Here is a 14,183-nt window from a genome sequence, read left to right as displayed (position 1 = left end):
CAGCCCCGCGACGATAGTCGTGCCGCGCTCACCCGTCTGTGGGTGAGGGACTGCTGACCTGGTCAGTGCACTCGAGACCGTTCACGGGGAGTGTGTCGACGATGATGTTCCCGAGCGTGTCGAGGACCTCGGCACTTGAGACCGTGTCGCTGTCAAGGTAGACCTCGACGGCAGGATCGGTGCCGAACGATGTGATCCGGTAATACGGAGCGTCGGTGTCGTCGACGATCCAGTCGACACCACTCAGGGTCGAGCACGGGAGGGTAGTCGGGCCGGGAACCGTGACGCCGCAAGATACAAGAATGTTGCTCCTGCCGCCCTCGCCCCAGGCGCCGGTGGACTGTGCATCCGTCCACCGGCGCTCAAAACCATCGAGGGTCTGAGGGAACCGGACTGTCACATCAGCACAGTGCGGGTTGTTCGCATCGGGCGCCGGCTGCATCGACACCGTCGTGCTGCAGGCGGCGAGCGCGAGGAGGCTCGTCGTGCACAGGACCGCCGCGGCGGAGGCGCGGCGGGCGAGTGGCATTGGTCCAATCTACCGCCGCGGTAGCGTGGAGCGATGCAGGATCCCTGGGTCGGTGAGCTCTCGGAGGGCGAGATTCTCTCTGCCATCCTGCGTGAGCTGGGTCCGTCTGCGGCGGAGGTGGGGCCGGGGGATGACGCAGCCGTGCTAGCGGCACCCGATGGGCGTGTCGTCGCGACGGTTGACACGCTCGTGCACGGTCCGGACTTTCGCCTCGCCTGGTCGAGCGGCTTCGACCTCGGGTGGAAGGCCGCGGCGGTCAATCTCGCCGATATCGCGGCGATGGGCGCGCGCCCGACATCGCTTCTGGTCGCCCTCGCGATGCCCGATGCCACTCGCCTGTCTTTCGTCGTCGACCTCGCCCGCGGGCTTCGCGCCGGGTGTGACGAGCTCGCACCGGGTTGCGTCGTGGAGGGCGGTGATCTGACGGTGTCCGACGTGCTCACCGTCGCCGTGACCGCGCTCGGCACCCTCGAGGGTCGCCCTGCGGTGCGTCGATCGGGCGCGCGGGTCGGAGACATCGTCGCCGCTTCCGGGAATCTCGGAGATGCAGCTCGCGGCTTGCGCCTCCTCTTCGACCGCTTCCGGGATGCCGCCGGCAACCCGATCGCAGTAGACCGGGCGGGTCTCACGGCCGAGGAGGCGCGGGAGCTCGACGCGCAGCTTCGGCCTTCACCGCATATCGCCGACGGGGTGAGGGGTGCGATTGCGGGTGCGTCGGCCATGATGGATCTGTCGGACGGCCTCGTCCTTGACGCCGGGCGCATGGCGGCGGCATCCGGTGTCACCCTTGACCTGCACCGGGATGCGCTCGGCCCGCACCCCGACGACGCCCTCTCCGGCGGCGAGGACCACGGCCTCCTGGCGACCTTCCCAACGACGGATGCCGTGCCCGACGGCTTCCGGATCATCGGGGTGGTCCGTGAGCGCGGAGAGGCCCCGGTCCTGGTCGACGGTGCCGGCTATGAGGGTAACGGCGGGTGGGATCCCTATCGCGACTGGGACGCGTCGCTCGGCTGATCGTCCGCGTCAGCGACGCTTGCCACGCACCGGAGCCACCAGACTGCCGTGTCACCGTACCGGCGTTGGCGTTCGAGCATGAGTCCGGTAGGAAGCACAGGCTCGGGGGAACGCGCGGCACGCTCGGTCACGACGATTGCGTCCGGAGCGAGCGAAGGGACGAGCAGCCGGAGCACCTGGGCGAGGTCCTCCTCGCCCAGGTCGTACGGCGGGTCGATGAAGACCAGCGCGTACGGTTCGCGCGCGGCAGCGAGGTAGGCATCCGCTGAGGTTCGATGCACGCGGTATGCGCCGCCGGCAGCGTGCCGCACGCGCTGAGCGTTGCGTTCGATGACGCTCGCCGCCCGAGGAGATTTCTCGACGAGGTCGACGGATGTCGCGCCCCGACTGAGTGCCTCAAGCCCCAGCGCCCCCGACCCGGCATAGAGGTCGAGCACCCGGGCGCCGGCGATGGCGTCGGCGGCGTCGAGCGAACCGAAGATCGACTCGCGGACCCGGTCGCTGGTCGGTCGCGTGCCGCTTCCCGGAACCTCGAGGGTCAGGGAGCCGGCGGCGCCGGCGATGATCCGTGTCACGCGTCCACTGTACAAACCGGCACAGCGCCGCGGCGGGCGCAGCCTCGGCATCCGCGCGTCGGATGCTCTGCCTAAACTCAGGAGCATGGTCGCCCTTACGCTGTCGTCGCGCCTGGATGGCGCGCTTGGCGGCAAGACGGCCAAGGCTCTCGAGCGTGCGTTCGCGATGCGAACGGTGGGTGACCTGCTCGAGCATTACCCCCGTCGCTACGCGCGACGGGGGGAACTCACCCCCATTGCGTCCCTGCCCATCGGTGAACCTGTCACGATCGTCGCGGAGGTCCGCCGGGCCTCCGAGCGGCGGATGCAGAACCGCCGGGGATCTCTGCTCGAGGTCGTGATCAGTGACGGCAACGGGGAACTCACCCTGACCTTCTTCAACCAGTCGTGGCGGATGAAAGAGCTGACACCCGGCAGGCGTGGGGTGTTTGCAGGCAAAGTTGGGGAGTACCGCAGGTCGCTGCAGCTCGCCCACCCCGACTATGAGCTGTTCGACGATGAGGACCGCGCGAGGGCCACGGCCGAAGCCACGGCGAACCTTCCCGTCCCGATCTACCCGGCTACGGCGTCACTGGCGAGCTGGCAGATCGCGAAGTTCGTGGGGATGGTTCTCGACGGGCTCGACGATCTGCCTGAGCCTCTTCCCGAAGATCTGCGGCGGGCTCACGGTCTGCTGTCGTATCGCATGGCTTTCGATCGCATTCACCGGCCCGACTTCCCGGATCAGGTCGAGCCCGCTCGGCAGACCCTGCGCTGGCATGAGGCGCTCGTGCTTCAGACCGCGCTCTTGCAGCAACGCCAGTTCGTCCGGGCGATGTCGGCGACGCCGCGAGAGCCAGGCTCGCTGCTCGAACGATTCGACGCAGCGCTACCGTTCTCTCGCACGCCCGATCAGCTGTCGGTCGGCGATGAGATCTCCCGCGACCTGGTGGGCGAGTGGCCCATGAATCGGCTCGTTCAGGGCGAGGTGGGGTCGGGTAAGACGCTCGTAGCGTTGCGCGCAATGCTGCAAGTAGCCCAGAGCGGCGGACAGTCCGCTCTCATCGCTCCGACCGAGGTTCTCGCTTCACAGCACCTGCGCTCGATCGCGCGGATGCTTGGCCCCGACCTGGCGGTCGAGCTGATGCCGACGCTGCTGACCGGTCAGTTGACGGCGGCCGAGCGGCGTCGGGCGGCGCTGCGCGTCGCATCCGGGCAGTCCCGCATTGTCGTTGGCACGCACGCGCTCCTGAGCGACGCGACCACCTTCGCTGACCTCGGACTGGTCGTTGTTGACGAGCAGCACCGGTTCGGTGTCGACCAGCGTGAGGCGCTGCGAGCGAAAGGGACGACGCCGCACGCGCTCGTGCTCACCGCGACGCCGATTCCCCGGACCGTTGCGATGACGGTCTTCGGTGATCTCGACGTCTCCACGATCCGCTCGATGCCCGCGGGTCGTGCCGGTATCGAGTCATTCGTTGCGCCGATAGCCGACCGCCCCGCGTGGTTCGCGCGCGTGTGGGAGCGCGTGGCCGAAGAGGTAGCCCAGGGTCGTCAGGCCTTCGTGGTGTGCCCGTCAATCGATGCCGCTGCAGCGGGCAAGCCAGCAGCAGACGAGGTAGCCGATGTTCCGGCGGGCGACGCTGCCGAAGCGACGGCAGAGGAATCGTCGCGCAAGACGCGCTGGGGCGTTGTCCAGGTCGCTGAACTGTTGTCGCGGCATCCGGCGTTCGAGAAACTCACGGTCGAGATCCTCCATGGCAAGATGCCCGCGGAACAGAAGGATGCTGTCATGCAGGCCTTCGCCGCGGGGAGCATCGACGTTCTCATCGCAACGACCGTCGTCGAGGTGGGCGTGGATGTTCCCAACGCGTCGACGATGGTGATTCTCGAGGCCGACCGCTTCGGGGTTTCCCAGTTGCACCAGCTGCGCGGCCGGGTCGGCCGGGGCTCTGTGCCCGGACTGTGTCTGCTCGTCACCGAGAGCGAGCAGGGAACGTCAGGGCGTGCGCGCGTGGAGGCTGTGGCGGCGACCCTCGATGGGTTCGCCCTCGCCGAAGTCGATCTCGAACTGCGCGGCGAGGGGGACGTGCTGGGCGCAGCGCAGTCCGGCGCGAGGTCGTCGCTGCGCCTCCTGCGCGTCGTGACGGATGCCGACCTCATCGCCCGCGCCCGGGCGGCTGCTGAAGACATCCTCGCGGCCGATCCGGCGTTGCTGTCTCACCGTCCGCTTTCGGACGAGATCGAACGGCGGGTTGGTCAGCAGGAGCGTGCGGCTCTCGCCAAGAACTGATGCTGACCCCCGATAGGGTGGAGGCATGAACAGTCGGATCGCCGTGGTTCCGGGTTCCTTCGATCCGCCGACGCGGGGTCACCTCGACGTCATCCGCCGTGCGGCGCGACTCTACGACCAGTTGCACGTTGTTGTCGTTCACAACCCGGGCAAAGAGGCGATGCTGCCGCTTGCGCAGCGGCTGTCACTGCTGGAGCAATCCATCGCCGAGGCCGACATCGAGGGCAGCGTTGTCGTTGCCTCCTGGAGTGTGGGGCTGCTCGTGGACTACGCGCGCGATGTCAATGCCGGAGTTCTCGTGAAGGGCATTCGCTCGCAGGCTGATGTCGTCTACGAAGTGCCCATGGCCGTCGTGAACCGCGATCTCGCGGACGTGGAGACCGTCTTCTTGCTGCCCGATCCGTCGCACGCGATGGTGTCGAGCTCGCTTGTGCGACAGGTAGCAGCCCTCGGCGGTGACGTCTCGGCGTACGTACCGCCCGCGGTCGCTCGATTCCTGCACACCGGCGGCCACGACCTCTGAGCCGTCATCGAGCCCGTTCCCTCTCACGCGGGTAGCATGGTCCCCCGTGAGTAGGCAGCACTCCGGACCGTTCGTGGTCCCCGTCCGTGACATCACGCACCGTCCCGGCGAGATGCGAGAGTTCTCCCTCGAGATCCCGGCGCCGCAGAAGTGGGGCGAAGGGTTGGTCTCGGTCGCGGAGGGCGAACCGATCGTTCTTGATGTCCGGGTGGAGAGCGTGCACGAGGGGATCCTCGCCACCGGCGAGGTCGACACCGAGTACACCGGCGTGTGCGGACGGTGCCTCAATGAGGTCGCCGAAGGCGTCCGCGTCGCGTTCCAGGAGCTTTTCGCGTATCCTGGGCAGGAAGAAACTGACTTCGAGGTTCAAGACGACCACGTGGATCTTGAAACTCTGGTCAGGGATGCGGTAGTCCTGTCGCTTCCATTTCAGCCGGTGTGTCAGCCGGATTGCCCCGGCCTTGATCCGGTCACGGGTGAGCGACTGACCGAGAGCACCGGTTCGCCCGCGAGCGAACCCATCGATTCCCGGTGGGCGGCGCTCCAGCGCTACACCACCCAGGACGACACCACAGACCACGGCGACCACGACGCACGCGCGTGAGTGGCTGCCGAGAAGAAAGAGAAGAGCTGAACAATGGCTGGTAACCCCCCGAAGCGCAAGGTCTCGCGTTCGAACACCCGCTCGCGCCGTGCGCAGTGGAAGGCCGATGCGCCCACCCTCGTCAAGACCGTCGAGAACGGCAAGACCGTCTACAGCCGTCCGCACCAGGCGAAGGTCGTCACCGACTCGCAGGGCACCGAGCTGTTCCTCGAATACAAGGGCCGCAAGGTCGCCGACGTCTGAGCGTCGCAGCGACGTGACGACTCGCGAGTCCGCTGAACTCGCGCAGAAGCTCGGGGTCGACATCGACCCCGAGCTTCTCGCGCTGGCACTGACCCACCGGTCCTGGGCCTACGAGAACGGCGGAGTGCCCCACAACGAACGGCTCGAGTTCCTCGGCGACTCCGTGCTCGGCCAGGCCGTGACCGTGCGGCTGTTCCGCGCGCATCCCGAACTCGACGAGGGTTCGCTCGCCAAGCGGCGCGCAGCCGTGGTGTCGACTGTTGCGCTGGCAGAGGTTGCCCGCGGCATTGATCTCGGCGCGTACGTCAAGCTCGGGAGAGGCGAGGAGCAGACCGGAGGCCGGGAGAAGGACTCGATCTTGGCCGACACCATGGAAGCCGTCTTCGGGGCCACCTATCTGTCGGCGGGCCCGGATGTGGCATCCGACCTCGTTCTTCGCCTGATCGAGCCGCTGCTGTCCGATCCAGACCGCTACGGAGCCGCCGTCGATCCCAAGACGGCGCTGCAGGAGCTTGCTGCCCGTCGTAGCGTTGCCCCGCCGGCGTATGAGGTCTCATCGACGGGGCCCGATCATGACCGCCGCTTCACCGCGATCGTGGTCGTCGGTGATCACCGCGCTGAGGGCGTCGGGACCAGCAAGAAGCACGCCGAGATGGCTGCTGCCCTCCGGGCCTGGCGCGACCTCACCGCGCGCACGTGATCTCGCTCCCCGAACGCGATGCCTGAGCACGATGCCCGAGAACGATGCCTGAACTTCCTGAGGTCGAGGTCGTCCGCGCCGGTCTCGCGCCGGCGGTTACGGATGCCGTCATCGAGTCAGCCACCGTCATCGATGGTCGCGCGCTGACGCGGCATCCGCCGGGAGCGTTGGACTTCGAGGCTCGGCTCCTCGGCCGCACCCTGGGGGGCCCGGCAAGACGGGGCAAGTTCCTGTGGATCCCGCTAGCCCCCGGCGCTCCGGGCGCGGTGCCCACCGAAGCTCTGGTCGCGCACCTCGGTATGAGCGGGCAGATGCTGCTGCGGCCTTCCGGGGCGCCTCCAGAGCGGCACGAGCGCGTGCGGCTCGACATCCGGCATCCGGAGCATGGCGATCTCGCGGTGGTGTTCGCTGATCAACGCACGTTCGGTTCGCTCGCGATCGATCCTCTTCAGGACACTGCCGACGCACGTGCGGGCGGATACGGCACTGACGACGCACTCGTCCCGGCTCAGGTCGCGCACATCGCGCGGGATCCTCTGGATCCGGGATTCGACCTTCGGGCCTTTCGCCGCACCCTGGAGCACAAGGCGTCGGCGATCAAGCGCGTGCTGCTTGACCAAACCGTGGTCTCGGGCATCGGAAACATCTACGCCGACGAGTCGTTGTGGGCAGCGCGAATCCACCCCGACACGCGGGCTTCGGACCTGAGTACTCGCGCCGTCTACCGCCTGATCGCCGAAGTGCGGGCCGTGCTGGAGAAAGCTCTCGCGGAGGGCGGCACGAGTTTCGACGCACAGTACGTCAACGTGAACGGGCAGGCCGGCTACTTCGCGCACTCCCTGAACGCGTACGGTCGCACCGGCCAGCCGTGCGCACGGTGCGGTGCCCCGATCGTGAAGGTATCGTTCACGAACCGCTCAAGCCATTTCTGCCCGCACTGCCAACGACCGCCCCGGCTCACAGCGTAAGCGTCTTCTTCCACGCGCCGATGTAGGCGACCGGGCGGAACCCGATCTCTTCGTTCACGGCCAGCATCGGCCGGTTCTCTTCGGCGTTGTAGGTGAGAATCCGCTGCGTGTGCGGCGCGAGATCACGCCACAGAAGAAGCGCAGCGGTCTTGATCAGCATGCCGAGTCGGTGACCGCGGTGCTCGCGAAGCACGAGCGTGTCCTCCTGGTGCGTCACGGGGTGACCGGGGCTCGACGCCAGCTCGGTGAAGGCCACGAGTCGGCCGGACCCGCGATCGCGTGCCGCGACGATGAGCACGTCGCGGCCCCCGTCGATCCAGTGAGTGTCGTGTTCGACAATCCTGGCAGCGTCCCAGCTCTCCTCCGCCATCTCCATTCCCGCGCTCGGTGCGTCCACACTCATCCGCGACTTCATCCGGGCGTAGTCGGTCACGAACTCCGGAGGAGTCGGTGGGTGCCACGAGACGATGTCGTATCCGGCTGCGGCCGCCGATGCCTGCTCATGGAGCTCGCCCACCAACTCGACGCTGGTGGCCGAAATGTCGAGGATGCTCTTGCGTTCGACCTGCTCCAGTGCGTAGCCGTGGCGGAGCGCAAATCGGGCAGCGTGATCGAGGGGAATCCGCCCGAAGCCGGTCGGCGGTGTCACCTGCTGACCGTCTGCCGTTGGATGCTCGATCCACGACTGAATGATGCGGCGGCCGTTCGCTGCGGCGGCTGCCTCCAGGATGCCGAGCGCCGTGCTTCCGATGCCGCGGCTCCACGCGTGGCGGCGGAGTTCGATCTGCGCGTAGGCGACGGTGGCATCGCCATCGTTCGGAAGATCAAGCCCTGCGCGTCCCACGAGCTCGTCGCCGCTCCAGACGCCCCAGATGAGCCGCTGCTCGAACGGGGACGGCTGGTAATGGGGGAGGAGGACGGCGGGTTCGAGTTCCTCGTCGCGATTGCCGCTGATCTCGTCGTAGACGATGTTGCGGACCCTCACCATCTCGAGAAAGTCCGCGGCCTCGGGGGCGTTGAGACTGCTCGGGATGGTGAGGGGCCGGATATCGGCTGTTGCGGTGGTCACGGCGGATCCTTCGATCAGCGGGCGTTCAGGTGCCAAGCAGCCAGGCGCAGGGCGTGAGCCGCACGCTCTTCGCGTGCCCGCTCCTGTTCGTAGCGGAGGCGTGCGACCTCGCGCTGTTCCCGGGAAGCCGCACGACGAAGGTGCTGCGTGAGAACCCAGACGGCGATCCGCAGACTTGCGCGCTCGGCAACCGTCAGATGTCGACGGACCTGGGGGTGGGTGGTGAGAGCCTCGACGGGCTCGAGTGTGGTGTACATGAGAGACCTTTGGTCAGCTGCGGATGCCGGTGTTCTTCCGGCATGCAGCGGGGAGGCATCCGTGGTCTGACGTAACGGTCAGCGCAGATGCGGAGAAGTGAACGGACGGTGGGTCCGTGTGACCGGAACCGATGAGGTCCGGTGGCTCAACCAGCGCGCTTTAGGCGGCGGTGGGAGCGGCGAGCAATCCCGGGGAGGTCAGTCCCATGGGCACGCGCAACGGGGTGTGTCCAAACACTGCAGTGCGAATCATCATGGCTGTCCTCCTCTCGTGACGTGTCGCGATCTGAGACGCTAGCGGGTCGAACCCGTCTTCGTCAAGCAAGCTCCCAGAATTCGTGGTCATCCGGGCGTGTCGCCCGTCCTGGGCCTGGCTCCCTCGGGGAAGCGTCGCAGCAGGGTACCGTAGGTCGACGGTCGGACGTGGGGTCGATACGCCACAGGTCGGGAAGGAACGCGCATGCACCTGAAGAGCGTCACGCTCAAGGGGTTCAAGTCGTTCGCCCAGCCGACCACGTTCGCTTTCGAACCGGGGGTCACCGCAATTGTCGGCCCCAACGGTTCTGGCAAGTCCAACGTCGTCGATGCGCTGGCCTGGGTCATGGGGGAGCAGGGCGCCAAGACCCTGCGCGGCGGAAAGATGGAAGACGTCATCTTCGCCGGTACCTCGACGCGCGGGCCGCTGGGTCGCGCCGAGGTGCAGCTTACGATCGACAACAGCGACGGTGTCTTGCCGATCGAGTACTCCGAGGTCACGATCAGTCGAACGCTGTTCCGCAACGGAGCGAGCGAGTACGCGATCAACGGCGAAGGATGCCGCCTGCTCGACGTGCAAGAGCTCCTGAGTGATTCGGGCCTGGGCCGTGAAATGCACGTCATCGTGGGGCAAGGCCGCCTCGACACGGTCCTGCAGGCTTCACCCGAGGATCGGCGCGGCTTCATCGAAGAAGCCGCCGGCATCCTCAAGCATCGGCGCCGGAAAGAGAAGACGCTTCGCAAGCTCGAGGCGATGGAAGCCAACCTCACACGCCTGAGCGATCTTGCCGGTGAGCTTCGCCGACAGCTCAAGCCTCTGGGGCGTCAGGCCGAGATTGCCCGGGAAGCTGCCACGATCGCCGCCGTTGTGCGTGACGCGAAGGCTCGCCTGATCGCCGATGAACTCGTCGGTCTGCGCGCGGAACTGGCTGACCACATGCGCGCCGAGCACGAGCGCCATGCCGAACGCCTCGTGCTGCAGGACCGCTCGGACCAGCTGCGGATCCGGATCGCGCAGCTCGAGTCGGAACAGCGGTCCGAGGCTGTCGACGGTGCGCGGCGAGTGCTGTTCTCGCTCGAGCGCGTGCAGGAGCGCCTGCGCGGACTGTATTCGCTCGCCGGGCAGCGGCTGACGCTGCTCGGAGAATCGGCCGACGACGACAGTGCGGCAGTTCGTACCGTCACGAGCGCGATGATCGATGACGCGCGGGCTGAGATCGACGAGGTGTCTGCAGGGCTCCTGGAAGCCGAGGATGCGGCATCCGATGCTGCCCGGGATGTCATGCGGGCTCGCGCCGAACTGGATGCGCTGGACGTCGACATCGCTGAGCAGAGCGCGTTGGTTTCGCAGCATGAGATGAAGCTCACCGCGCTGCGGGGATCCGCGGACGCGGCAGAATCTGCACTCGCGGCCATCGACGACGCCCTGGCGCGCCAGCAGCGCGCGCTGGACGCGGCGACGGCCCGCCGTGAGTCCGCAGCAGCCGAACTTGCCGGGGTCGATCCCGAGCTTGTTCCCGAGGGCAGCACAGCGCAGTACGCCGCTGAATACGACGAGGCTGGCCGCCGGGCGACGGATGCCGAGACCCGGGTCTCGGAGTTGCGTGACCGCCTTCACGGCACCGAGCGCGAGATCGAAGCGCTCACAGCCCAGACCACCGCGCTGACGCGTGCGCTGGGCGTCAAGAACGCCTCTGCCGACCTGATCGCCGAGGGCGCACCCGGAGTTCGGAGCCTCGTCGGCGACGCCATCCAGATCACGCCCGGCTACGAGGCTGCCATTGCCGCGGTGCTCGGTCCCCGTGCCGAGGGTGTGCTGGTGGACAGTCTCGAGGATGGCTTCGCGCTCGCCGAGCGCGTGCGTGATGCCGATCGTGGAGTGGTCGATTTCGTCATCGGTGAGGTCGCCGGGACAGGCGACGATCTGTCAGGTCTCGATCCGCTGCGCCCCGCCGCGGATGTCGTCACGGGTCCCGCCGGCGTGCTGGCGCTTCTGGCGCGCGTCCTCATCGCGGATGACCTCGACGCGGTTCGCAGGAGCGCGTCGTCGGTCGTTGCCGACCCTCGCACGATCACCGTTGTCACCCGAGCCGGAGAGGTGTTCACCGGCTCCTCGCTGCGCGCCGGTGCCGGAGCCTCACGATCGCGCCTCGAGCTTCTGGCCGAACGGGATGCCGCTGCCGAGCGTCGCGATGAACTCGTCGTGGTGGCCGACTCCCTACGCGAAGCGCTCGCCGATGCGCGGGCCGCGTCCGAAGAAGCCAAACGGTACACCAGTGCTGCGCTGACACGGTTGCGCGAGCACGATGCGGCAGTGGCCGCGCACGCGGAGCACGTCAACCGCGCCACAGTGCAGCTGGAGGCTGCCAGCGCGGAGTGCGAGCGACTGGAGGCAGGGCTCGCGCAGGCGCAGACCGCGCGGGACGACGCAGCCGCTGCCGCCGCATCGGCGCAGACACAATTGCAGCACGCGCTTGAGGCGCCACGCCCCATCCTGGACGCCTCTGCGCGCGACGGGCTACTCGAGGCGCTCGAGGGAGCACGAGAGCACGAGATGCGGGCGCGACTGGAGGTCGAAACGCTCCGCGAGCGTGTTCGTGCCGGGCAGGCACGTGTGCAGCAGCTCGAGCGCCAGCGTGAACGTGAGGCCGCGGCCGCAGCCGAAGCAGCTCGTCGTGCGGTCATCCGTCGACGCCAACGCCAGGTGGCCGCCGACGTCGCCGCAACCCTGCCTGCCGTGCTCGACTCGGTCGACCGGTCGGTCTCGGCGGCGCGTCTCGAACTCGCCGAGGCAGAGTCTGCGCGCTCAGCCGTGACGTCGGAGTTGTCGGCAGTCCGCGCCGACGAGGCGGCGGTGAGGGAGCGACTGGCGGGACTGACCGAGAGCGTTCATGGGCTCGAGCTGCAGATGCACGAGAAGCGCCTGCACGTCACGAGCATTCTCGACCGGGCACGATCGGAACTGAGTCTTGAGGAAGACATTCTGATTTCCGAATATGGTCCCGATCAGCCGATTCCCGCCGATGAGGGCGAGGAGTCGGTGGCTTTCGACCGCGCGAGTCAGCGCAAGCGACTCCAGGATGCTGAGCGCAAACTCGCCCAATTGGGTCGGGTGAATCCGCTTGCGCTCGAGGAGTTCGCTGCGCTTGAGCAGCGGCATACGTTCCTCACCGAGCAGCTCGCCGACCTCACGAGCACGCGCAAAGACCTCGTGACGATCATCGACGACCTCGACGAGCGGATGCAGACGATCTTCCTCGCGGCATTCGAGGACACACGCATCGCTTTCGACGAGGTCTTCCCCGTCCTGTTCCCCGGGGGGTCTGGAAGCCTGAGCTTGACCGATCCCGACAACCCGTTGACCACGGGAATCGAGGTTGCGGTGCGACCGGTCGGGAAGAAGATCGAACGGCTCTCGCTGCTGTCCGGTGGCGAGCGATCGCTGGCTGCGGTGGCGCTGCTGACGGCGATCTTCAAGGCGAGGCCGAGCCCGTTCTACATCCTCGACGAGGTGGAGGCTGCCCTCGATGACGCGAACCTCGGTCGCCTCCTCGGTGTGTTCGAGCAGCTGCGGGGCAGCAGCCAGCTGATCGTCATCACCCACCAGAAGCGAACGATGGAGATCGCCGATGCGCTGTATGGCGTCTCGATGCGACAGGATGGTGTGTCCGCGGTCGTCGGGCAGCGGATCGCCGATCGCGCAGCCAGCTGACCCTAGGCTGGAGATATGGCCGAATCATCCTGGTCGCTCGGACGAGCGCTTCGCGGCATGTTCGTCAAGCCCACGATCGATGAGACGACGTGGGAGGACCTCGAGACGGCGCTTCTGACTGCCGACTTCGGTCCCGACATCACCGAGCGCATCGTGGATGAGCTTCGCGAGAAGGTCGACCGGTACCGCACCACCGATCCGCGTGACCTGCAGCGGATGCTCAAAGAAACGCTCGAGGAGCACTTCGCGAAGTTCGACACCACGCTCAAGCTCACCGAGCGCCCCGCCGTGGTGCTCGTGGTCGGGGTCAACGGCGTGGGAAAGACCACGACGATCGGCAAGTTTGCGAATTTCTTGCGCCGCTACCAGCGCAGCGTTGTGGTGGGCGCCGCCGACACCTTCCGTGCGGCAGCCGTCGACCAGCTCGCGACGTGGGCTGAGCGCGGAGGCGCGCACATCGTCCGCCCGCAGCACGAGGGGCAAGACCCGGCATCCGTGGCGTATCAGACGATCGAGTACGCGAAGAACACCGGCACCGAGATCGTCCTTGTCGACACAGCAGGGCGCCTGCACACCAAGGGTGGCCTGATGGATGAGCTCGGCAAGATCCGCCGGGTAATCGAGAAGCAGGCGCCGATCAGCGAGGTCCTCCTCGTCCTCGATGCGACAACGGGCCAGAACGGCGTCGTGCAGGCCGAGGCGTTCCTGGAGCACGCCGGCGTCACCGGTCTCGTTCTCACGAAGCTCGACGGCTCAGCAAAGGGCGGCTTCGTGCTCGCCGTGCAGGAGCGCACCGGGATTCCCGTCAAACTCCTCGGGCAGGGCGAAGGAATCGGCGATCTCACCGGGTTCACCCCGCACGTCTTCGCTGCTGCGCTCGTCGATTGACGCCGCGCCGGGCGCTAGGACTATCGGTCTGCCCCTGAGGCTGGTTTCATGGGGATATGGCGATCGAGCACGACTTCTTCGGCCTGCTGGAATCTGGCCCCGACGGTTCGATTTTCTGGTCTGAGAACGTGGAGTTCGCAGATCAGTCGGTCACCGTCGATCTGACTGCGCCCGACCAAGACGACGTCTCGCCGGCCGCGCTCGACGTTGCCGCAAGTCTCATCTCTTCTCTCGAGACGATCGATCGGATCGCTCGCGAGGCGATGGTGTCGCAGCTGAGCGAGCGCACGAGCGAGGTGACCGAGTACATCCTGCAGCAGCAGGAAATACTGGGCGAGGAGTTGGAGTCGTTCCTTGTCGACGTTTCGGGAGACACCCACATCGACGTCATCCGTGCCCTGCAACTGATGAGCATGACGATCCTCGCCGATGAGCACGGCGGATCCGATCCCTTTGCCGTGCTCGAGTACGCACTCGATCCGGACGCCACGGACGACGTGCTCCTCGTGAACATCGCCTCGGACGGCACCGTTCTCTCGGTCACGAGCGCGGACTGACTCGCGACCGCCCG

General features: G+C 67.1%; 14 protein-coding genes. 10 read left to right on the top strand and 4 right to left on the bottom strand.

Translation table 11 applies throughout. From position 1 onward, the window contains the following. Window positions 1-28: 28 nt before the first annotated feature. Window positions 29-529, bottom strand: coding sequence for a DUF3515 family protein (locus BGO47_RS12640; protein WP_292712428.1), 501 nt, complete (start codon window positions 527-529; stop codon window positions 29-31). 33 nt (window positions 530-562) lie between these two features. Between BGO47_RS12640 and thiL the strand changes: the two genes are divergently transcribed. Further along, entirely contained in the window at window positions 563-1,546 is a 984-nt protein-coding gene (thiL, locus tag BGO47_RS12635) for a thiamine-phosphate kinase (protein WP_292712426.1), read from the top strand. Here thiL and rsmD read toward each other — a convergent pair. After that, window positions 1,516-2,121, bottom strand: coding sequence for a 16S rRNA (guanine(966)-N(2))-methyltransferase RsmD (rsmD, locus tag BGO47_RS12630; RefSeq protein ID WP_292712424.1), 606 nt, complete (start codon window positions 2,119-2,121; stop codon window positions 1,516-1,518). The two genes, thiL and rsmD, sit on opposite strands and share 31 nt — an antisense overlap. 85 nt (window positions 2,122-2,206) lie before the next feature. Between rsmD and BGO47_RS12625 the strand changes: the two genes are divergently transcribed. The 6 genes from BGO47_RS12625 to mutM all read left to right on the top strand — a co-directional run bounded on the left by BGO47_RS12625 (window position 2,207) and on the right by mutM (window position 7,431). Beyond that, window positions 2,207-4,393: an ATP-dependent DNA helicase RecG gene (locus BGO47_RS12625; RefSeq protein WP_292712422.1), complete on the top strand. Its 2,187-nt coding sequence runs from the start codon at window positions 2,207-2,209 to the stop codon at window positions 4,391-4,393. Between the two features lie 25 nt (window positions 4,394-4,418). Then, entirely contained in the window at window positions 4,419-4,916 is a 498-nt protein-coding gene (gene coaD, locus BGO47_RS12620) for a pantetheine-phosphate adenylyltransferase (protein WP_292712420.1), read from the top strand. Window positions 4,917-5,028: 112 nt separating this feature from the next. Continuing rightward, the gene (locus BGO47_RS12615; RefSeq protein ID WP_292712454.1) at window positions 5,029-5,520 is read left to right on the top strand and encodes a DUF177 domain-containing protein; all 492 of its coding nucleotides are present in this window, start codon (window positions 5,029-5,031) and stop codon (window positions 5,518-5,520) included. A 33-nt stretch (window positions 5,521-5,553) separates the two neighbouring features. Further along, a complete protein-coding gene (rpmF, locus tag BGO47_RS12610; protein ID WP_195691641.1) occupies window positions 5,554-5,763 on the top strand; it encodes a 50S ribosomal protein L32 in 210 nt (69 codons plus the stop codon). A 13-nt stretch (window positions 5,764-5,776) separates the two neighbouring features. Further along, window positions 5,777-6,463 (top strand): ribonuclease III, encoded by a 687-nt coding sequence (rnc, locus tag BGO47_RS12605; protein WP_292712417.1) that lies wholly within the window; start codon window positions 5,777-5,779, stop codon window positions 6,461-6,463. Between the two features lie 44 nt (window positions 6,464-6,507). Continuing rightward, window positions 6,508-7,431, top strand: coding sequence for a bifunctional DNA-formamidopyrimidine glycosylase/DNA-(apurinic or apyrimidinic site) lyase (gene mutM / locus BGO47_RS12600; protein WP_292712415.1), 924 nt, complete (start codon window positions 6,508-6,510; stop codon window positions 7,429-7,431). Here mutM and BGO47_RS12595 read toward each other — a convergent pair. Beyond that, window positions 7,421-8,500, bottom strand: coding sequence for a GNAT family N-acetyltransferase (locus tag BGO47_RS12595; RefSeq protein ID WP_292712413.1), 1,080 nt, complete (start codon window positions 8,498-8,500; stop codon window positions 7,421-7,423). The two genes, mutM and BGO47_RS12595, sit on opposite strands and share 11 nt — an antisense overlap. Before the next feature lie 14 nt (window positions 8,501-8,514). Continuing rightward, complete coding sequence (locus tag BGO47_RS12590; RefSeq protein WP_292712411.1) at window positions 8,515-8,757, bottom strand: hypothetical protein; 243 nt, start codon at window positions 8,755-8,757, stop codon at window positions 8,515-8,517. Between the two features lie 460 nt (window positions 8,758-9,217). Here BGO47_RS12590 and smc point away from each other — a divergent pair, with 460 nt between their 5' ends. Genes smc through BGO47_RS12575 form a run of 3 tightly spaced genes read left to right on the top strand, consistent with a single transcriptional unit; the run spans window position 9,218 to window position 14,169 of the window. Beyond that, window positions 9,218-12,724, top strand: a complete 3,507-nt coding sequence (gene smc, locus BGO47_RS12585) for a chromosome segregation protein SMC (protein ID WP_292712409.1) — start codon at window positions 9,218-9,220, stop codon at window positions 12,722-12,724. A gap of 15 nt (window positions 12,725-12,739) precedes the next feature. Further along, window positions 12,740-13,612, top strand: a complete 873-nt coding sequence (gene ftsY / locus BGO47_RS12580) for a signal recognition particle-docking protein FtsY (RefSeq protein WP_292712407.1) — start codon at window positions 12,740-12,742, stop codon at window positions 13,610-13,612. Between the two features lie 56 nt (window positions 13,613-13,668). Further along, on the top strand, window positions 13,669-14,169 hold the full coding sequence (locus BGO47_RS12575; RefSeq protein ID WP_292712405.1) for a DUF2004 domain-containing protein: 501 nt from the start codon (window positions 13,669-13,671) through the stop codon (window positions 14,167-14,169). Window positions 14,170-14,183: the final 14 nt, after the last annotated feature.

This window comes from Microbacterium sp. 67-17 (genome assembly GCF_001898325.1).
GTDB classification, from domain to species: Bacteria; Actinomycetota; Actinomycetes; order Actinomycetales; family Microbacteriaceae; genus Microbacterium; species Microbacterium schleiferi.
This window is presented reverse-complemented; position numbering and strand designations above follow the sequence as displayed.